This window comes from Curtobacterium sp. PhB137 (assembly GCF_003814955.1).
Lineage (GTDB): Bacteria > Actinomycetota > Actinomycetes > Actinomycetales > Microbacteriaceae > Curtobacterium.
Map to the genome: position 1 here is coordinate 1,293,377 of NZ_RKQO01000004.1, position 19,224 is coordinate 1,312,600.

Sequence of the window (19,224 nt, forward strand, 5' to 3'; positions counted from 1 at the left end):
GCACGGCCGGGAGGAGACCGCATGGTGACCAGGAGCGAAGACGTGGCGCGTACCGCTGGTGTCTCGCGAGCGACCGTCAGTCAAATCCTGAACGGTCGCGGTGCACGTTTCTCACCCGCGACGCGCGAACGGGTCGAACGGATCGCTCTCGACCTCGGGTACCAGCCGTCGGTCGCGGCACGGGCCCTCGCGACTGGTTCCAGCGACATCGTCATCGCCCTCATCCCCAACACGACATTCCACGGCAACCTGCAGGACCTGTTCGAGCGAGCGACCGACGAGCTTGCCGATCGTGGCCTGACGCTCCTGCTGCGATTCCCGACCGCATCGGCCGAGTCACTCAATCGGATGGTCCGCGGTCTGCATCCACGTGCCGTGATCTCATTCACGCTCTTCGACAGCTTCGAGCGAGAGCTACTCGAACGGAACGGGGTCCTCGCCGTCGACCCGGGACCGCGCGCCGCAGATGACGACGTCAACAGGAGTATCGGCTGCTTGCAGGCTGAGCACCTCATCGAGAAGGGTCACCAACGCCTTGCGTTCGCTCATCTTCACGATGCGCGTGACGACCCCTTCGGTCAGGCCCGGGAGGCAGGAGTGCGAGACGCCTGCCGCGCCGTCGGCCTCCCGGACCCGTTGAACGTGAGTGTCGAGATCAACGCTGACTCCGCAGACGCCGCCCTTGATTCGCTTGCCGCGCCTGGTGTCGCGATTGCCTGCTACAACGACGACGTCGCAACTGCTCTGCTCGCCGCGGGAACGCGACGCGGGTACCGCATCCCCGAGGACGTCGCGCTGATCGGAATGGACGACACCCCGCTCTCAGCAGTGACCATCCCGCCCCTGTCGACCGTGCACGTCGATCTGGAGAGCGCGGCGCGGTCAAGTATCAACCGAGTCATCCAAGGACTCGGGCTCACAACGACCGACCCGAAGCCGGCCGAGAACCCGCTTCGGGTCGTCGTGCGTGGTACTACCTGACCCGAGGAGAACGATCCGACGCTCACCGCATGCGTCAGAACACGGACTCACCACCGTCAGACGGCAGAAGGGCGCCCGAGACGTTGACGCCGTCGTCGCTCAGCAGGAACGTGATGGATGCTGCAAGCGCCTCCGGAACGGCGATCGGGACGTCGGCGGTGTGACTGTTCAATCGCTCTTGACCGAAGGTGTTCGTCGCTGTCGGACGCATGCCGGTGAGGGTACCGCCAGGAGCGACGGCGTTCACGCGGATCCCGTTCGGCTCGTACATGAACGCAGACGAGCGCGTGACGCCGAGGACGGCGCTCTTCGACGCGGTGTACGCCAACCCCGCAGAGGAGCCGCGCAGGGCAGCCTCGGACGCTACGTTCACGATTGATCCGCGGCCAGCGGCGATCATCGCAGGAATGACCGCTCGAGACAGTCGTACCAGACCAAACACGTTCACTTCGAACACGCGACGAAGCATCGCGTCGTCCGTCTCGTGAAGGGGACTGAAATCGTCGAGGAGGCCCGCGACGTTCGCGAGCCCATCGATACGGGCTCCGGCAGCCTCAACGATCCGCGCGACGCCGTCATCGGCGGTGATGTCCGCTGCGACGGGCCGCACGGACGGGAACGCTGCCACCAGGTCGGCGAGGCGCGATTCGGCGATGTCCACAGCGACAACGGTTCCGCCCTCGCGGGCGATACGCACCGCGACGGCACGGCCGATACCCGAAGCGGCGCCCGTGACGATGACGGTGCGGCCGTCGAACCGACCGGCGGAGATGCGCTCCACCCAGCCCGCACTTTCGGCTTCTTCTTCCGGAGACACTTCTCGCCCGTTCGCCTCCCGAGTCAAAGTATCGAGCACTCCGTCACCTCGGTCCCCCATCCCAGCGATCAAGGTCTCGAGTGGCACACGGCGGAGTAGGCGAAGGGCCGATTCCTGCATGCCGAGCTGTTCACCGAACTGGCGAAGCACCGCACCCCCGGCGGGGTGCTCAAGCCACGCTCCGATCATTGTGTGGCCAGTGAGTGGCTTGTTCGACTCGGACACGTGTCCATCCCTTCGTTGGTAACGCGCGTAACTGACGCTAGAGCGGTCGCGTGTCCACGTCAACCGCGCCATCTGGTTCGAGCGGGATGCTGTTGAGGTTCCCAGCCGGTGCAAAAGGATGCCGATCGGCACCGCGTTGTCCGCGAGTGCTTCGGTGCGACGCAACGAACCGGAGCCTTGGGCTTGGCGGGTCGTCGGCGAGGGTGCTCGGCCGCGTCCGTCCTGGATTAGTGGCCCCCAGTGATCGGCATGCGGGGGAACCGTCTCGGCGGTTGACACGCAATACCCGAGCTGATTGGCTAGGTAACGCGCGATACCTGCGCAGACGATGACGTTGTGGAGACCTTGATGACCGTGCAGCTGCTCAACCAGGGTTGGTCTTACCGTCCGAAGGTCAGCGCGTTTGCCGAACTCGGCGGCGCGGGCGGCGACTGGGAAGACGTGACGTTGCCGCACGATGCACAGATCACCACGGCGCGAACGCCTGATCTCCGGAACGGCGCCGCGCCTGGCTACTTCCCGGGTGGAGCATGGGAGTACCGCACCGAGGTCTCAGTTCCAGCGGACTTCGGTGGTCAGCTCTGGGCGCTCGAATTCGACGGTGTCCACCGAGATGCGATGGTCTACGTCAACGGTGCACTCGCCGGCCAACACGCGTTCGGATACTCCCGATTCGTGGTGCGGATCGACCCGTGGCTCGAGGCCGGGACAACGAACACGATCAAGGTCGACTGCCGCACTCACCAGGACAGCCGTTGGTACACCGGAGCCGGAATCTACCGCGACGTTCGTCTCATCGTGAAGAGTGCCGCGCGGATCGCAGTCGACGGCGTGCAGGTCACCACCCCGGACGTCGATGTGGACAGAGCGGTCGTCGAGGTTGCTGCGGAGGTCGAGAACGGCGGCACAACGACCCGCACTCTCCGTCTCACGACCAACATCACGCAGGTGACCCAGGCCGAATCGTCCGCTTCCCTCGTCACGAGCAGCGCTCCGGTCAGTCTCCTTCCTGGCGAGCGCTCCACCGTCCGACTCCGACTGCCTGTGACGAACCCATCGCTGTGGGACGTGGACTCGCCGACGCTGTACGGCGCGACCGTCGTCCTGACCGACGGTGACGACGAGGTCGACCGCGAACAGGTGACCTTCGGCATCCGCACTCTGCAGCTCGACGCCGTACGCGGACTTCGGATCAACGGACGAGCTGTCCTGCTCCGCGGAGCATGCATCCACCACGACAACGGCCCCCTGGGTGCTGCCGCGATCGTCCGCGCGGAGGAGCGCCGAATCGAGCTGCTCAAAGACGCAGGGTTCAACGCGATCCGAAGTGCGCACAATCCCATGAGTTCGGCGCTACTCGAAGCGTGCGACCGGCTGGGCATGCTGGTCATGGACGAGACGTTCGATGTCTGGACCTCGAGCAAGTCCGACTTCGACTACGCGTCCGACTTCACCCAGTGGTGGGAGCGAGACGTCGAGTCAATGGTCGCCAAGGACGTCAACCACCCGAGCGTCATCATGTACTCCATCGGCAACGAAATCCCAGAAACGGGTTCCATCAGTGGCGGCATCTGGAGCAGGCGTCTCGCCGAGAAGCTCCGCTCGCTCGACCCCAACCGGTTCGTCACGAACGGCATCAACGGATTCGTGTCAGTCCTCGACCTGGTCACCGCCGGTATGGCGCAGCAGCGGGAGGCGCTGGCATCCGCAGAGCCGCAAGCCGGCGGCGTGAATGCGATGATGAGCCAGGTCGGCGACATGATGAACCAGATCTCGGCCTCGCCGCCCGTGACCGCGCGGACCGAAGAATCGTTCTCCGTGCTCGACGTCGCCGGCATGAACTACGGCGACGGGCGGTACGAACTCGACCACGAGCTCTTCCCGCACCGCGTCATCGTCGGAAGCGAGACGTTCCCCTCGCACATCGCCCGGAACTGGGACCTCGTCAAGCGGCTGGACCACGTCATCGGCGACTTCACGTGGGTGGGGTGGGACTACCTCGGCGAAGCGGGCCTCGGCGGCGTGAGCTATCACGACGAGGCAGCCGGTCCTGCCGCAGCGAAGGCTTGGCCCTGGCTCGCCGCCGCCAGCGGCGACCTCGACATCATCGGACGCCGTCGTCCCGTTTCGTACTACCGAGAGATCGTGTTCGGCCTTCGCCGCGAGCCGTACGTTGCCGTGCAGCGGCCCTCGCGTCACGGTCAGACGGTGCTCGGAACCCCTTGGTCGTGGAGCGACAGTGTGTCGAGCTGGGCTTGGGACGGCTACGACGGCCTTCCCGTAACCGTCGAGGTCTACAGCGACGCCGACGAGGTCGAGCTGCTGCTGGACGGCGACATCATCGGTCGCGCCGCCGTCGGAGCCGAGTTGGCGTTCCGGGCAACGATCGAGACGGTGTGGCAGCCCGGTGAACTGACCGCAGTGGCGTACACCGGCGGTGTCGAGACCGGTCGAACGTCGCTCCGCTCCGCCGCCGATGAGACGATCCTCTCCGTTTCGGCGGACCGGACGGAGATCACCAACGGCACGACCGACCTTGCATACATCGACATCTCACTCACCGACACCGCGGGCGTCGTTCGACCGCTGATGGATCGCGAGGTGACTGTCCTCGTTGAGGGCACAGGGACCCTTCAGTCGTTCGGCAGTGGGGATCCGGCACCGGTGTCGCTCTTCGCCGAGACAACTCGGTGCACCTTCGACGGAACCGCCCTCGCAATCGTCCGACCGACCGCTGCAGGCGTCATCACCGTGACGGTCACTGCACCCGGTTGTGCATCCGCAATCGTCGAACTCACCGTGCACTGACCGTCCGCCGGAACCGTTCTCCTCCTCTGCGAACCTAGAAGGAACGCCATGACACAGTCCACCGAACCCGTCTTCGTCAGCGCCGACACTGCAAGCGTCGAAGGCGACCCGGCACCGTACTTCCGGCGTGACTTCACGGTCGCCGAAGGACTCCGCCACGCGACGCTCACGGTGTCTGCGCTGGGCATCGCTGAGACGTACGTCAACGGACACCGCGTCGGTGATGAAGTGCTCTTCCCAGGATGGACGTCGTATCGGCACCGACTCGTCGCAAGACGCCACGACATCACCGGTCTCCTCACGAACGGCGAGAACGCGTTCGGCGCGATCGTCGGTGAAGGGTGGGCGGTCGGTGCTCTCACCTGGGAGAACCGGCGACACAACTACGCGGACCGGCCTGCCTTCTGGGCGCGCCTCGAACTCGAGTACGACGATCACATCGACGTCATCGGAAGCGACGAGCAAGTCCTCGTGAGCACCGGAGCGGTGCACTCGAGCGGGATCTACGCTGGCGAACGCTACGACGCGCGCAGTGAACCGATCGGATGGTCGACAGCGGCGTTCGACGCTGCGAACTGGTGCGCCGCGCGAGCCTTCGACTGGGACACCAAGACGCTCGTCGAGGGCGGTGCACCCCCTATCCGGCGCATGGAGGAACTAGAGCCGGTTTCCGTGACCGAGCAGTCCGCTGGGCAGTGGATCGTCGACTTCGGGCAGAACATCTCCGGCTGGGTGCGACTGACGGTGAACGGGCAAAGCGGCGACACCGTCACGCTCCGTCACGCCGAACTGCTGAAGCCAGACGGCTCCCTTGAAACCGAGACCCTTCGCAGCGCGGCCGCGACCGACGAGTACATCCTCCGGGGCGGCACAGCGGAGACGTGGGAGCCACGTTTCACCTTCCACGGTTTCCGATACGTCGAGGTAACAGGATGGCCCGGGGTACCCACAGTCGCTGATCTGCGCGCCATTGTGGTGCACACGGACATGACTCGCACCGGCTGGTTCGAGGCATCAGACCCCCGCATCACGAAGCTGCACGAGAACACCGTCTGGTCGATGCGCGACAACTTCGTCGGCGTACCGACGGACTGCCCGCAGCGTGACGAACGACTCGGATGGACGGGCGATCTGAACGCATTCACGCCCACCGCCACGTTCCTCTACGACGTCCGCGAGGTGCTCGGCTCCTGGCTGAAGGACCTCGCGGTTGAACAACAGGAGACCGGGACCGTCCCGTGGAGCATCCCGGACGTCCTCCCGACACCGTCAACCGCTACCGCGCTGTGGAGTGACGTGGCGGTCAGCCTGCCGTGGGCCCTGTACCAGGAGTATGGGGAGTCGGAGATCCTCCGACGTAGTTACGAATCGATGACGGCCTTCGTCGACGAAGTCGAATCAGTACTCGACGACGACGGGCTCTGGGGCCACGGATTCCAGTTCGGTGACTGGCTCGACCCCGACGCTCCGTCCGACAACCCCGCCGGCGGAAAGACGGACCGGTACCTCGTCGCCCAGGCGTACCTCGCCAAGACGACGAAGGAGATGGCGCAAACTGCGGCAGTTCTCGGTGAGTATGCAGACGCTCAGCACTTCGACGAATTACACACACGTGTGCGGACGGCCTTCCGGCGTCACTTCGTGACCCCCGTCGGCCGCGTGGTGAGCGAATCGGCAACCGGATACGCCCTTCCCATCATGTTCGGACTGCTTGACGACGACCAGCAGCGCGTCGCTGGAGATCGGCTCGCAGCGATCATCAGTGAGTCGGGCGCCACGATCGCCACGGGATTCGCCGGCACCCCGCTCGTCACCGACGCGCTCAGCAGCACCGGACACGTCGACGTCGCGTACGACCTGCTGATGCAGACGAAGAGTCCCTCCTTCCTCTACCCCGTCCTCATGGGTGCGACCACGGTCTGGGAACGCTGGGACGCTGTGCTCGCCGACGGTACGGTCAACGCCACTGGCATGACGTCGCTCAACCATTACGCCCTCGGGGCCGTCGCCGACTGGCTTCACCGTGTCGTCGGCGGTCTCACCCGAACTGCGCCGGGCTGGCGGACATTCACGGTGGCCCCGCAGCCGGGTGGAGGACTCACATCCGCCCACGCCAAACACGACACGGTGCTCGGGCGGGTGGAAAGCCACTGGTACGTCGACGACGGTGACCTCGTACTGGAGGTTGTCGTACCCGATGGAGCCACCGCCACCGTCATCCCCCCGCTGCATCCAGAACAGCTCGCCGTCGATGTCGCTCCTGGTCGGCACTCATGGCGGTACGCGGCGCCGGCAGGGTTCGGCGAGAAGGCAGAGCTGACACTCGACTCCAGCGTCAAAGAGACCATGAAGGACGACGCCGTCTGGGCCGCCGTTCTCGACGTCCTCCGCTCGTACTTCCCGGGTGTGCCGGTCGAAGCCGCGGGTAGCCGCCTCGGCGATGCGCCGGTGCGCACCCTCGCGCAGCAGCACCCGAACTCATCGGCGATGGAACGGGACCTCGTCGCCGCCCTGTCGATCCACGACGTGTGATCTCCGACACGGTCACTAGGAGCGGAACGAAGACGTCATGCCAAGCGACGTCTTCTCACCTTCGGCAAGCGTGACCGCCACCTCAGCAGCGGGTGCACGGCCGCTGGTACCGCGCGTTACGCCAGATCAGTACCACCTCTTGCTTTTAGACCCTGCACTGGCGATACTTCGGTAACGCGCGTTACTTGACCGCCTGCGTCACTCATCACAACAACGGAGTTCTGATATGTCCTCACCCGACGGCACCGCGCCGCACTCCTCAGCAAAGCCAAACGAGGTCCCACTCGGAATTCCGAGCGGACTCGAAATCGCTGCGGAGGGAGTTGGCGACGCGGTCCGCCACGGCGCCGACCCCCTGAAGAAGATCAGCGCGCGCTACATCATTGGCCTGGTCGTGGCAACACTCGCGCTGTACGTCGCGTGGGTGACCCCGATCGGCTACTCCCTCTCCATTCGGGTACAGCAGATCGACCCGGTCGGCAAAAACGGCGCGATCGCACTCGCCATCGCGATCCCGGGCATCATCGTCCTCTTCACCACCCCGCTCGCCGGGCTCCTCAGCGATCGCACTCGATCCCGCTTCGGCCGCCGGCGCCCCTGGATCATCGGCGGGGTAATCGTGGGCTTGCTCGGATCGCTCATCGTCGGGTTCGCACCGTCCATCCCGCTCCTCATCGTCGGATGGTCCATCGCCTACGTCGGATACTCGACTGCCGGCGCAATGCTCCTGACGCACCAGAGCGACCTCATCCCCGAGGAACAGCGAGGGAAGGTCTCTGGCCTCACCGGTTCAGTTACGCAGATCGGCCCGATCGTCGGAATCCTGTTCGCTGGTGCGTTCGTGAAGATCCCCGTGATCATGTTCGCGGCTCCGGCGGCGTTCGCGCTCATCTTCGTTTTGATCTTCGCGGGCCTGATGAAGGACAAGCGATCGGTGAGCGAGCGCAAGCCCGTCGACATCAAGTCCATCGCGCGAGGGTTCTACTTCAACCCACGGAAGTTCCCCAACGTCGGCTGGGTATGGATCAGCCGAGCTCTGGTCTTCCTCGCACTGTCCTTCTCCACGACTTACGGCGTCTACCTCCTCGGGCAGCGTCTCGACATCACGCTCGCGGAGGCCGCCCCGATCCTTGCAACGTCGGGTCTCATCGGCATCGTCACGGCGATCGTCGGCGCCATCGCCAGCGGGTACCTCTCGGACCGATTCCACAGCCGAAAGCCATTCTTGATCGCAAGTGCGTTCATTCTGGCCGCCGGAATGGTCGTGGTCGCCTTCACTCAGAGCGAGGGACAGTTCCTCCTGGGCAGCGCGCTCAGCACGCTCGCCGTCGGTGTCTACGGCGCAGTCGATCAAGCGATTCAGCAGGACGTTCTGCCACGCGAGGAGAACGAAAACGGCCGGTTCATGAGCATTATCCAACTGGCGAACCAGGTGCCGCAGGCCGTCGGGCCGCTCGTCGCGGGAGGGATCATCGCACTCGCGACCGGCGATTACACCGCGGTGTACATCGTCGGTGGAATCGTCGGGATTCTTGGCGCGCTGGCCATCATCCCCATCTCGGTCGGTCGTCGAAGCACTGACTCCACCACGAGCATCCGAGCGCCAAAATAGTCGCCTGGACACCATCAAGCGAAGCCCTGACCTTTCAGCTCTCGAAATACAGCGAGCGGTGGTCCATGGATCCGTTGCTTGCTGGCCCAACAGCGGAGAGAACTCAGCTTCGCGCTTCTCGGAGAGGACAAGCCGATCATGGATGTTGAGCCCGGAGATGAGTAGCCGACGACCGCGCTGGCTGTCCGAGCAGGATCAGCCGCCAAAAGCTCCGACCATCTATGACGTCGCCGCCCTGGCATCGGTCTCCCACCAAACCGTATCGCGAGTGATCAACAAAACTGGGCACGTGCGACCGGTCACCCGGCATCGAGTTCTGGCGGCGATGTCATACCTCGGCTACGTCAAGAACGAGGCGGCAGCGGATCTCGCACGGAAACCTCACAGTCGCACCAGCCATGCCGACGTGACGAGCAGTCATTCCACTGTGGGCAACTAATCTTGATCACCGCCCGCACCAGAAGATTGTGATCGTGGTCGACTAACGTCAGTTCGGCGACATTGGAGGGTCGCTATCTTCGCGGGCGTATCGCGGCCCGAAGCTGCTGCTCAGTTGCGGCCATTATCTCGGACACCGTTTGCGTCTTCGGCGAAGTAGCCATCGTCAGAAACAGAACCGCCGACACCACGCGGGCAAGATTCATTGCTTCCGCCTCGGGGGTGACAGCAAACCGCTTGAGCTGGCTGCTGACCGCAATCTCCGTGTCACCGACGATTGCGAGCGCCGCGGCGTGGTTCTCTTCCGTGTGATCCCCAAATGCCATTTCGCGAAGGTACGTCCGTCCATTATCGAACTGGGCACGGTTGCACTCGATAATGGGTGCGGTGATTGCCATCACCGCATCGAGCGCGGTGTCTGATTCCGCGGCGAGTCGCGTGCCGCGCTCGAGCGCAGCCTTGTAGTGGTGGTTCTGCACCATCAGCAACAGTTCGCCCTTCGTCTTCGCGTAAAGGAAGAGCGTGCCGGTGCCGATGTCCGCCGCATCAGCGATCTGCTGCGTCGTCACCTCATCGACGCCGCGCTCGGCAAACAGAGCCGACGCGGCCGCGGTGATGCGAGCGAGCTTGTCCTGCTTGTTGCGTTCGCGCCGGCCGGCTCCTGTCGATGGCACAGTCACGAGCGACCCTCCGGGAGTAGAAGACGACTACGCTCAGTGCTGAGCAGAGTCAGTAAGTGGCATGGGAAGAGATCCTACCGCCCTACTTTCCCACAGGCACCGAGGAGACCCCTCCCCGTCGTCGTCGACCCCTCGAGATGAGTCCGCTTATGCCCGCACCCTCCGCCCCTGACACCTCTTCACTCTCGGCCGCATCGAGCTGGTGCACTGGCTCGCTCGCACCCTGATGACGAGAAGCCGCGCAAATATCGATGGGACCCCGGGTGCCCTAGCCGCCGAGTACTACAGCCAGCGCGCCTCGCTCGAGCTGCTCATCACCGAGGGAACACAACCCTCTACAGATGGGCAGGGGTATCTCGACACCCCCGGTATCTTCACGCCGGAGCGCATCGCAGGGTGGCGCCGCGTGACCGAACGGGTGCACTGCGGTGCCGGGCACCTGTTCACCCAGCTGATGCACGTCGAATGCACGTCGCACCTGGAAAACACCCCGCATCACCGTCAGCCGATCATCCCGTCCGCAATCGAAGCGGGTGACCCCGGAACGATCTACTCCGGCGGCGCCCACGGCTACACCGACCACCCCGCGCTCACCCGCAGCTGACCCTGCGCACTATTGAAAGCAGCCTCCATGACCTCACTCAACGGCGCCGTCGTCCTCGTGACGGGCGCGAACGGTGGCATCGGCACCCACTTCGTCGCCGAAGCCCTGGCCCGGGGTGCGGCGAAGGTGTACGCCACCGCGCGCACCCCGCGCGCCTGGGATGATGAGCGCATCGTCGCACTGCAACTCGATGTCACCGACCCGACCTCCATTCAGGCTGCGGCTGATTTCGCCACCGACGTCACGGTCCTGGTCAACAACGCCGGTGCCAGCCCCTCGACGGCCAGCTTGATCGACATTGCCGAGTCCGAACTGCGGACCACAATGGAGATCAACTTCTTCGCCCCGGTCCTGCTCGCCCGCGCATTCACCCCAGCGCTGCTGAAGGCAGCGCACCCGATCCTGATCGACGTGCACTCCATCGGCAGCTGGCTTGGATATGGCGGCGCGTACAGTGCCGCGAAAGCCGCTCTCTGGGCCGCCACGAACGCCTTGCGCCTCGAACTCGCACCACGAGGCGTGCACGTCATCGGGGTGCACATGAGCTATGTCGACACCGCCATGGCGGCGCAGGCGCAGGGGCAGAAGCTGCAACCCGGCGATCTCGTCCGGCAGGTGTTCGACGCGTTGCAGGCTGGAGCTGTCGAGGTGATCGGTGACGAGCAGACCGCGAAGGTGAAGGCAGCTCTTGCAGGCCCCATCGAAGCGCTCTACCCAGAGCTGCCGCCCTTCGCCTGAGACGGAAGGGCGGCACTGCCGCCCTTCCGAGGTGGGCTCAGTCAGTGAGGAACTTCACCGCGACAGGGGCGAACTCCTCCCAGTACTGGAAGATGCCGCCGTGACCGGAGTTGGGGTAGATGATCAGCTCACTGTTCGCGATCCGGTTCCGCAGATCAGTCGACAGCACGGATGGCACCATGCGGTCGTGGTCACCGTTGGCGATGAGGGTCGGCTGCATGATCACGGACAGATCCGACGGCTGTGAGCGCCCGAACCGCTGGATCGCCTTCAACTGGGTGCCGAACGCCTTGTTGTTGATCTTCTTGTCGCGGTCAACCGTGCGCTCCTTGAGCCGTTCCACGAACGCCTTGCCGGCCTTCTTGCCGGGGACGTCTCGGTTGAAGAACAGGAACTCCTTCGGATCGGACCGGGTGAGGGCGGCGCGAAGGATGTCGTAGTAGGTGGCCCCGACGACCTTGTCCATGTCCTTGCCGCCGCGCGGGCCGGTCCCGGTGAGAACGAGTTTGCGGACCAGGGATGGATGCTTGACAGTCAGATCCTGCGCGATCATGCCTCCCATGGAGAAGGAGAAGACGTCGATCTTGTCGTAGCCGAGGGCGGTGATGAACGCATAGGCGTCGTCCGCTGCCTGTTCGAGGGTGGCTGGGACGGCGCCACTGGAGGCGCCGACTCCGAGCTGATCGAAGGTGATCACGTGGCGCTGCTTGGCGATCGGGTCGACGAGCCGTGGGTCCCAGTTGTCCAGGGTCGCAGCAAGGTGGGTGAAGAACACCACCGGAATGCCGCCCTCGGGTCCAAGCTCCCGGTACGCGAACGTGTCGCCGCCGGTGGTGATGGTCTTCGCGGGCGCGTTCGCGTACGAGGTGATCACGGGTTCGGTCGGAGTGCTCATGACGACGGGGCTTTCTTCGTTGGGATCAAGAGAGAGTGCGGTCTCGATGTCGGATGCTGGCTAAGAGAGTGTGACGACGGCCTTGCCGCGGATACTCGTCTTCCCGAGCGACGACAGTGCAGCCGGAATCTGTTCGAACGGGAATGTCGCGCCGACGACAGGGCGGATTATCCCGCGCTCGAAGAGGTCGGTCATCTTCTGCAGCTGCGCACCGTCGGCTCGCATGAACAGGAACTCGTACGTCACGCCGAGCTTCACTGCCTGGGCGCGCACCTTGCGGCTCAGCCCAGCGACGACGAGCTTCACGACCGGATTCAGGTGGGCTTCCTTCGCGAACGCAGGATCGGGCGCACCGTTGATACTGACGGCCTTCCCACCGGGCTTGAGAACGCGAAGCGACTTGGCGAGATTTTCGCCGCCGAGACTGTCGAGGACGAAGTCGTAGCCGGAGAGTTCCTGTTCGAAGTCGTGGCTGCGGTAGTCGATGACCACATCGGCGCCGAGTTGGCGGACGAAATCGGCGTTGGCTGCAGAGGCCGTCGTGGCGACGTGGGCACCGAGGTGCTTCGCGAGCTGGATGGCAATTGTGCCCACACCGCCAGAACCGGCGTGGATGAGGACTTTCTGCCCGGGCTGGACGTTGCCGCGCTCCACGAGTGCCTGCCATGCGGTCAGCGCGACGAGCGGCAACGATCCGGCCTCGATCGTGGTGATCGTCGTCGGCGTGAGTGCGAGGTCGGCTTCGTCGATGGCGATACGTTCGGCGAACGCGCCGATGCGGTGGTCCCTCGGGCGTGAGTACACCTGATCGCCCGGCTTGAAATGGCTGACCTTGCCTCCTACCCGGATCACAGTCCCTGCGACGTCGTGGCCGAGAGTGGTCGGTAGCTTGTAGGGCAGGATCGGCTTGAACTCGCCCTCCCGGATCTTCTCGTCGAGCTGATTGAGCCCTGCGGCTTCGACCGTGACGAGGACGTCGCGTTCGCCGACGGTGGGCTCGGGGATGTCTCGGAGTTCAAGGGGCTGCTTGTACTTGGTCAGGACGAACGCCTGCATGATGTCTTCCATCTCTGTCGGTAGGGGCGATGAATACGAACGGGCGGTCAGCGGGTAAGGAACTGACGGATGGTGTCGGTGACGGCCGTGGAGTGTTGAAACACCACACCGTGTCCAGAGTCCGGAAAGGTGGCCAAGGAGCTGTCCGGCAGGAGTGCGTGCAAGGCGTGTGCGTTGACGACGGGGACCATCCGGTCTTCTTCGCCGTGGATCAGCAGTGTTGGGGAGGACCACAACGGCGCCGACGGCGCTGCCGCGTCCCCCCAACGGTTCACGGCGCGAAGTTGCGCCCGGAATACCGCTGGCGTGACGGAACTGTCCCTGTTCCTGTTCCGCTCGGTCAGCCGCCGGAGATACGCGGAAGCAGCGGCGCGGCCAGCGGCACTGCGGGTGAAGAACAGCAGCTGCTTCGGGTCCCGGCGCGTCAACGCGGCCCGTACGGTGCTACGGATCGCGACCCCGGTCATCGCCTTCAGCCCCGGGCCGTGCTGCGGTCCCGTGCCAGCAAGGACCACCCGCTCGACCAGCTCGGGTGCTTGGCCGAGCAGGGCCTGAGCGACCATGCCGCCCATCGACAACCCAAACAGATCGATCCGTTCGTACTCGAGTGCCCCGAGCACAGCGATCACATCGGCAGCCATAGCGTCGAAGGTGTCCGCTACCACTCCGGCGGATGCGCCGACGCCGCGGTAGTCGATGGCGATGAGACGACGGTCCAGCGCCAGAGCATCCACGACGGCAGGATCCCAGCTGTCCAGATTCGCACCGAGATGCGTCAGGAGTACGAGCGGGACTTCCGAGTGCGCTCCGTACTCACGAACCGCGAACTGTGTCCCGGCTGCTGCCATGGTTCTCGTCGGTACATCGCGCCAGGGCCCCTTACTGAGCCTCATGGATGAGTCCTCTCGACCTTTCGAAACGTCGGAAACCCCGAGTAGACTCAAGTTTGAGTCAACTCAGTTATCTTGTCAAGGAGATGTTGTGGCACTACAAGGGAAATCAGTAGGGCGGCGCGAACGGGCCAAGACCGACAAGCGCGACCGCATCATGCGGGCGGCGCGTGAGATGTTCGCGGAGCGTGGCGTGAGCGGTGTGACGACGCAGCAGGTCGCGGATCGCGCCGACGTAGCGATCGGCACCTTGTACCTCTACGCGGCGACGAAGGCGGAACTGTTGATCATGGTGCAGAACGACAAGTTTGCAGACGCCGTAGAGCAGGGCCTCGCTGCGCCCGAGCCTGTGGGGCAGACGTGTCGTGTGATGGCGGTGCTGATGCCCGTTGTGCAGTGCGTCCGCGAGCAGGTTGAGAACGGCCGTACGTACCTCCACGAGCTTGTCTTCGGAGATCCCGACGAGCCCCACCGGCGCACCGGCCTGATGCTCTCCGGCCGTTTGGAGGCGGGCGTCGCGCGCCGTCTCGAAGGCAGTGGTGTACCCGCTGAGGACGCGGAAGTGCTTGCTCGCGTCGTCACCGCGATCGTGCACGTCAGCACCACCGCCACGGTCTTCGCGCAGCGTTCCCTCGACGAGGTCCTTGCCGACATCCGCAGTCAGGTCGACGCCTGCCTGCCTTGTACCACCGCAGCGAAAACCGCCGCGTAAGCGAACCCGGAAGGAAGGGCACCATGAGCACTCACTACGACCTCGTCATCCTCGGAGCTGGACCAGGGGGCTACGTGGCCGCGATCCGCGCCGCGCAACTCGGTATGCAGGTCGGCGTCATCGAGAGCCGTTACTGGGGAGGGGTGTGCCTGAACGTGGGCTGCATCCCCTCGAAGGCGCTGCTGCGCAACGCCGAGCTGGCGCACACCGTCACACGCCAAGCAGACGTCTTCGGCATCTCCGGCACCGTCCAGTTCGACTACGGCGTCGCGTTCGATCGCAGCCGGCGCGTAGCCAACGGCCGCGTGAAGGGCGTGCACTACCTGATGAAGAAGAACGGCATCGCCGAGATCGACGGATACGGTGTGTTCCGCGATGCCCAGACCATCGACGTCCAACTCACCGGCGGCGGCGCGGAAACGGTGACGTTCGACGATGCGATCATCGCCACGGGATCCACCGTCCGCAGCCTCCCAGGCGTCGAACTGAGCAGCAACGTCGTCACCTACGAAACCCAGATCCTCGAGCGCGAGCTGCCCGCTTCTTTGATCGTCATCGGCGCCGGTGCCATCGGCATGGAGTTCGCGTACGTGCTCCGCAACTACGGCGTCGACGTCACGATCATCGAGTTCCTGGACCGGGCCCTCCCCAACGAGGACCCGGAGGTGTCGAAGGAGATCACCCGGCAGTACAAGAAGCTCGGCATCGACATCCTGACCTCCTCCCGCGTCGACACCGTCACCGATTCCGGCAGGAGCGTCGACGTCTCCTACGTCGACGCGGCCGGGGCGACTGACGTGATCACAGCAGACCGTGTGCTGATGTCCGTCGGCTTCGCCCCGAACGTTCTCGGATTCGGCCTCGAGGCCACCGGCGTGCAGCTCACCACACGCGGCGCGATCGCGATCGACGACTTCATGCGAACGAACGTCCCTCACATCTACGCGATCGGCGATGTGACCGCAAAACTGCAACTCGCCCATGTCGCGGAGGCGCAAGGCATCGTCGCAGCAGAGACGATCGCTGGCGCGGAGACCCTGCCGCTCGGCGATTACCGGATGATGCCGCGCGCCACCTTCACGCAGCCGCAGGTCGCATCCTTCGGCCTCACTGAACAGCAAGCTCGCGACGACGGCCACGAGATCATCGTCGCAAAGTTCCCCTTCACCGCGAACGGGAAAGCGCAGGGCCTCGGCGAGCCGAGCGGGTTCGTGAAACTCATCGCCGACGCCGCCCACGGCGAACTCCTCGGCGCACACATGATCGGTGCCGACGTCGCAGAGTTGCTGCCCGAACTCACGCTCGCGCAGAAGTGGGACCTCACGGCCGCGGAGCTTGCCCGCAACGTGCACACCCACCCGACACTCGGAGAAGCGCTCCAAGAAGCGTTCCACGGACTGACCGGCCACATGATCAACCTCTGAGCCGGTTGCGTGGCCTGTCGCATCGCGCGCGGTCGCACATGAAACGAGGGTGGACGCGATCGCGTCCACCCTCGTAGCTCCCGGCCGCCGAACGGTGCGGCCGAGAAGTCGTTACTTCAGCTGCTCCGGCGTTCCCGGAGCCGGCGTGCCAGCGACCATCTCAGGATCTTCGGCGAGGTCCTGCAGCGTGCCGCCGGTGGCAACGACCTTCGCGGACTCCTCCGGGACGCGCAGCCAACGAACGGAGATGCCAGCGAGGACGTAGAGCGCGGCGAAGATGATCGTCACACCGCCAGCTCCGAGCGGTGCGAGGAAGATCGCAACGATCAGCGGTCCGACGAACGTCGCAGCGCCGGCACCCAGGTTGAGCACTGCAATGGAGTTGCCCTTCTGCCCCGGTGCCATGAGGGACATGAGCACGGAGATCGGTGTGAAGCCGGCCAACGTCACACCGAAGAACGCAGCGCACAGCACGGACACCCAGTACTCGTCGGTGGCCTGTGGGATGAAGTAGAACGCGAGGACCGCGACCGCCGACCCGATGCAGCCGAACCACCGCAGCGTGCGGTGCCACCCAAGCCGGTCGGAGAGCACTCCGAAGAACAGGTTCGCAAAGATGTTCGCCGCCCCGAGGACGAAGACCAGCTGCAGCCAGCCGGCGGTTCCGAAGCCGAGGTCCTTCGCGAAGATCGTCGGGAAGAAGACGAACAGACCGAACTGCGGCGCGGTGTTCACGATCCGCACGAGGCAGCCGAGGCCGACACGCGGGCGGGTGAAGGCGATGGCGACGGAGTTCACGATGCTGCGTCCCGTGGTGACCTCTGGTCGGGCGAGTCGGTTCCCTCCCTTGGCGCCCCGCAGTCCGACGAGCGAGACGACGGCCCCGAGCGCCACCAGGACCAACGAGATCCAGAGGGTCAGGTACTCGCCGATGAGCGGCTCGGTACCGCTCGCGAGCAGGGATCCGAGCGTGGGAAGGCCGCCGGTGAAGGCGAAGTAGAACCAGCCCACTGCCGATCCGAGCCGGTGTGCGGGACTGCCCGCGAGGACCCAGACGAGGAATCCGTAGGCGAAGAACGGGTAGCCGATACCGCGGAGGCCGTAGATGACCAGCATCAGCCAGTAGTTCTGGGTGGGGAGTGCCACGGCGAGGAAGAGCACCTCGAGTGCGGCCCAGGTGACGGCGCCGATGATCATCACGCGTCGGGGGCCCCAGACGTCGGACAAGGCTCCGGACAACCAAGAGCCGATGGTGACGACGGCGCCGTACACGGAGATGATGATGGCGGCGTTCGTCTCGGTGCCCGCGCCGTTGTTCGCGAGGAACGGCGCGATGTAGCCCGATTCGACGCCGTCGCCGATCATGAAGAGGAGCAGGCCGACGAAGCCCCAGACGAGCGGGCGGGGAAGTCCGAGTCGGTCGATGAAGCCGGTCGAGGCCGGGCCGCTGGTACGGATGTGCGTGGTGGACATGGCGGGTTTCTTCCGTGAGGGCAGCGTCACTGCTGCGGGAGGAGATGCACCTTGCGGGCAGATTCGGACTTCGCTGCCTCGAGCGCGGCGGCGTAGTCGTCGAGCCCGAAGGTGTGGGTGACGGTGCGGGGGGCGAGGTCGTCGAGGGTGACGATCTCGGTGACCGCGTCGGGGTAGGAGGTAGCGAGGGACTGCGAGCCAACGATGGAGAGTTCGCGGTCGAACAGGTCGTACGGGCGGAGATCGATGGTGGCGGTGGGGCTGACCACGCCCATCTGCAGGAGCGTGCCGCGCTTCGCCAGTCGGGTCAGAGCGTCGGAGACCGCCGCCGGGTGTCCGGAGGCTTCGATCACGAGGTCGATGTCCTGCACGCCGGAGTTCGTACCAGGCGCCCCAGCGGAGTCCGCACCGAAATCGATCGCGGCGTCGCGACGGACGGGGCTCGGTTCGATGATCTCGATGCTCTTCGCGCCACGCGCCTTCGCAACCGCGAGAGCGAGCAGTCCGATGGAGCCGGCTCCGTAGATGAGGACTCGCTGGCCTTCGATCGGCTTGATGCGCCCGAACGCGTGCAGCACGCATGCGAGTGGTTCAATGAGGGCGCCAGTTGCCCAATCGACCCCTTCGGGCAGCTTGAAGACGACCTTTTCGGGCACGGCGACGAACTCGGCGCACGCGCCGTTGACGGTCACGCCGATCGGGTCCAAGTTCTCGCACAGGTTCGTCGCGCCGGCGAGGCACTCTTCGCAGTGGCCACAGTTCACGTTCGGGTCGACCGACACGCGGTCGCCGATGGCGAACTTCGTGACCTCAGCACCAGTGGCTGTGACGGTACCGGCGAACTCGTGCCCGGGGACGACGGGGAACGTGCCGGTGGGGTAGTCGCCGGAGGCAAGGTGGATGTCGGTACCGCAGATGCCGACTGCCTCGGGGGCGATGACGACATCGTTCGGGCCGGGCGTCGGCGCGGGGATGTCCGCGATTTCTATCGAGCCTGTGCCGTCGAGCACTACTGCGCGCATCTTCGTTGATCCTCTCGGGAGTCGCGTCGCGGATGCGTTGCACCCGCCGTTTCAGGGCGTTCTCCCGGAGACTGCTACGTCGTTGGGCGAGCCGCTGACACACAGTACGACGAGATTGCTGCTTGTGTCTATACGCGTTGGACTGTCTAGACAAAAATCGTTGCAGGTCACATGATGGGAGCCATGCCTTCACTCGCTGACGAGCCCTCTACGGAGACCGGTTCCCTGTTCCTCCAGCCCGACCGCAACCTGGCCCTCGAGCTCGTGCGTGCGACGGAGGCCGCCGCGATCCGTGCGCAGCCGTGGGTCGGACGTGG

Annotated in this window: 16 protein-coding genes and 1 pseudogene; 10 read left to right on the top strand and 7 right to left on the bottom strand. The window is 65.0% G+C overall.

All coding sequences use genetic code 11. The features are described from left to right. Positions 1–21: 21 nt before the first annotated feature. Positions 22–981: a LacI family DNA-binding transcriptional regulator gene (locus tag EDF28_RS06600; RefSeq protein WP_123937586.1), complete on the top strand. Its 960-nt coding sequence runs from the start codon at positions 22–24 to the stop codon at positions 979–981. A gap of 34 nt (positions 982–1,015) precedes the next feature. Here EDF28_RS06600 and EDF28_RS06605 read toward each other — a convergent pair whose 3' ends face one another. Continuing rightward, complete coding sequence (locus EDF28_RS06605) at positions 1,016–2,023, bottom strand: SDR family NAD(P)-dependent oxidoreductase (RefSeq protein ID WP_243648835.1); 1,008 nt, start codon at positions 2,021–2,023, stop codon at positions 1,016–1,018. A 348-nt stretch (positions 2,024–2,371) separates the two neighbouring features. Here EDF28_RS06605 and EDF28_RS06610 point away from each other — a divergent pair, with 348 nt between their 5' ends. The 4 genes from EDF28_RS06610 to EDF28_RS06625 all read left to right on the top strand — a co-directional run bounded on the left by EDF28_RS06610 (position 2,372) and on the right by EDF28_RS06625 (position 9,414). Beyond that, positions 2,372–4,831 carry a glycoside hydrolase family 2 TIM barrel-domain containing protein gene (locus tag EDF28_RS06610; RefSeq protein WP_123937587.1) on the top strand — a complete coding sequence of 820 codons (2,460 nt, stop codon included), beginning with the start codon at positions 2,372–2,374 and terminating at the stop codon, positions 4,829–4,831. Between the two features lie 48 nt (positions 4,832–4,879). Then, positions 4,880–7,363 (top strand): alpha-L-rhamnosidase, encoded by a 2,484-nt coding sequence (locus tag EDF28_RS06615; protein WP_123937588.1) that lies wholly within the window; start codon positions 4,880–4,882, stop codon positions 7,361–7,363. Between the two features lie 226 nt (positions 7,364–7,589). Continuing rightward, positions 7,590–8,975 carry an MFS transporter gene (locus EDF28_RS06620; RefSeq protein ID WP_123340203.1) on the top strand — a complete coding sequence of 462 codons (1,386 nt, stop codon included), beginning with the start codon at positions 7,590–7,592 and terminating at the stop codon, positions 8,973–8,975. A gap of 157 nt (positions 8,976–9,132) precedes the next feature. Beyond that, on the top strand, positions 9,133–9,414 hold the full coding sequence (locus EDF28_RS06625; RefSeq protein ID WP_123293857.1) for a LacI family DNA-binding transcriptional regulator: 282 nt from the start codon (positions 9,133–9,135) through the stop codon (positions 9,412–9,414). Between the two features lie 73 nt (positions 9,415–9,487). Here the strand turns inward: EDF28_RS06625 and EDF28_RS06630 are convergent, their stop codons facing one another. Continuing rightward, complete coding sequence (locus tag EDF28_RS06630) at positions 9,488–10,093, bottom strand: TetR/AcrR family transcriptional regulator (RefSeq protein ID WP_123293777.1); 606 nt, start codon at positions 10,091–10,093, stop codon at positions 9,488–9,490. A 202-nt stretch (positions 10,094–10,295) separates the two neighbouring features. Between EDF28_RS06630 and EDF28_RS06635 the strand changes: the two genes are divergently transcribed. Further along, the gene (locus EDF28_RS06635; protein ID WP_260154607.1) at positions 10,296–10,697 is read left to right on the top strand and encodes a hypothetical protein; all 402 of its coding nucleotides are present in this window, start codon (positions 10,296–10,298) and stop codon (positions 10,695–10,697) included. 27 nt (positions 10,698–10,724) lie between these two features. Further along, positions 10,725–11,435: an SDR family oxidoreductase gene (locus EDF28_RS06640; RefSeq protein ID WP_123293778.1), complete on the top strand. Its 711-nt coding sequence runs from the start codon at positions 10,725–10,727 to the stop codon at positions 11,433–11,435. A 37-nt stretch (positions 11,436–11,472) separates the two neighbouring features. Here the strand turns inward: EDF28_RS06640 and EDF28_RS06645 are convergent, their stop codons facing one another. From EDF28_RS06645 to EDF28_RS06655, 3 genes are read right to left on the bottom strand one after another with little or no spacing between them, the layout of a single operon-like run. After that, on the bottom strand, positions 11,473–12,330 hold the full coding sequence (locus EDF28_RS06645; RefSeq protein WP_123293779.1) for an alpha/beta fold hydrolase: 858 nt from the start codon (positions 12,328–12,330) through the stop codon (positions 11,473–11,475). Positions 12,331–12,390: 60 nt separating this feature from the next. After that, positions 12,391–13,386, bottom strand: coding sequence for an NADP-dependent oxidoreductase (locus tag EDF28_RS06650; RefSeq protein ID WP_123293858.1), 996 nt, complete (start codon positions 13,384–13,386; stop codon positions 12,391–12,393). A 47-nt stretch (positions 13,387–13,433) separates the two neighbouring features. Then, complete coding sequence (locus EDF28_RS06655; RefSeq protein WP_185021020.1) at positions 13,434–14,234, bottom strand: alpha/beta fold hydrolase; 801 nt, start codon at positions 14,232–14,234, stop codon at positions 13,434–13,436. 133 nt (positions 14,235–14,367) lie between these two features. Here EDF28_RS06655 and EDF28_RS06660 point away from each other — a divergent pair, with 133 nt between their 5' ends. Next, positions 14,368–14,988 carry a TetR/AcrR family transcriptional regulator gene (locus tag EDF28_RS06660; RefSeq protein ID WP_260154609.1) on the top strand — a complete coding sequence of 207 codons (621 nt, stop codon included), beginning with the start codon at positions 14,368–14,370 and terminating at the stop codon, positions 14,986–14,988. A 23-nt stretch (positions 14,989–15,011) separates the two neighbouring features. After that, positions 15,012–16,412, top strand: coding sequence for a dihydrolipoyl dehydrogenase (gene lpdA / locus EDF28_RS06665; RefSeq protein WP_123293782.1), 1,401 nt, complete (start codon positions 15,012–15,014; stop codon positions 16,410–16,412). A 111-nt stretch (positions 16,413–16,523) separates the two neighbouring features. Here lpdA and EDF28_RS06670 read toward each other — a convergent pair whose 3' ends face one another. Next, positions 16,524–17,885, bottom strand: a complete 1,362-nt coding sequence (locus EDF28_RS06670) for an MFS transporter (protein WP_123937590.1) — start codon at positions 17,883–17,885, stop codon at positions 16,524–16,526. Between the two features lie 26 nt (positions 17,886–17,911). After that, the gene (locus EDF28_RS06675) at positions 17,912–18,907 is read right to left on the bottom strand and encodes an alcohol dehydrogenase catalytic domain-containing protein (protein WP_123293784.1); all 996 of its coding nucleotides are present in this window, start codon (positions 18,905–18,907) and stop codon (positions 17,912–17,914) included. A gap of 183 nt (positions 18,908–19,090) precedes the next feature. Between EDF28_RS06675 and EDF28_RS19520 the strand changes: the two are divergent. Continuing rightward, positions 19,091–19,224: pseudogene (locus tag EDF28_RS19520) on the top strand (fructose-bisphosphatase class II); the annotation flags it as partial.

Excerpts from the sequence above, each read along its gene's own strand:
- EDF28_RS06600 (WP_123937586.1), top strand. The coding sequence starts at position 22 with ATGGTGACCAGGAGCGAAGACGTGGCGCGTACCGCTGGTGTCTCGCGA.
- EDF28_RS06610 (WP_123937587.1), top strand. The coding sequence starts at position 2,372 with ATGACCGTGCAGCTGCTCAACCAGGGTTGGTCTTACCGTCCGAAGGTC.
- EDF28_RS06615 (WP_123937588.1), top strand. The coding sequence starts at position 4,880 with ATGACACAGTCCACCGAACCCGTCTTCGTCAGCGCCGACACTGCAAGC.
- EDF28_RS06620 (WP_123340203.1), top strand. The coding sequence starts at position 7,590 with ATGTCCTCACCCGACGGCACCGCGCCGCACTCCTCAGCAAAGCCAAAC.
- EDF28_RS06625 (WP_123293857.1), top strand. The coding sequence starts at position 9,133 with ATGAGTAGCCGACGACCGCGCTGGCTGTCCGAGCAGGATCAGCCGCCA.
- EDF28_RS06640 (WP_123293778.1), top strand. The coding sequence starts at position 10,725 with ATGACCTCACTCAACGGCGCCGTCGTCCTCGTGACGGGCGCGAACGGT.
- EDF28_RS06645 (WP_123293779.1), bottom strand. The coding sequence starts at position 12,330 with ATGAGCACTCCGACCGAACCCGTGATCACCTCGTACGCGAACGCGCCC.
- EDF28_RS06650 (WP_123293858.1), bottom strand. The coding sequence starts at position 13,386 with ATGCAGGCGTTCGTCCTGACCAAGTACAAGCAGCCCCTTGAACTCCGA.
- EDF28_RS06655 (WP_185021020.1), bottom strand. The coding sequence starts at position 14,234 with ATGGCAGCAGCCGGGACACAGTTCGCGGTTCGTGAGTACGGAGCGCAC.
- lpdA (WP_123293782.1), top strand. The coding sequence starts at position 15,012 with ATGAGCACTCACTACGACCTCGTCATCCTCGGAGCTGGACCAGGGGGC.
- EDF28_RS06670 (WP_123937590.1), bottom strand. The coding sequence starts at position 17,885 with ATGTCCACCACGCACATCCGTACCAGCGGCCCGGCCTCGACCGGCTTC.
- EDF28_RS06675 (WP_123293784.1), bottom strand. The coding sequence starts at position 18,907 with ATGCGCGCAGTAGTGCTCGACGGCACAGGCTCGATAGAAATCGCGGAC.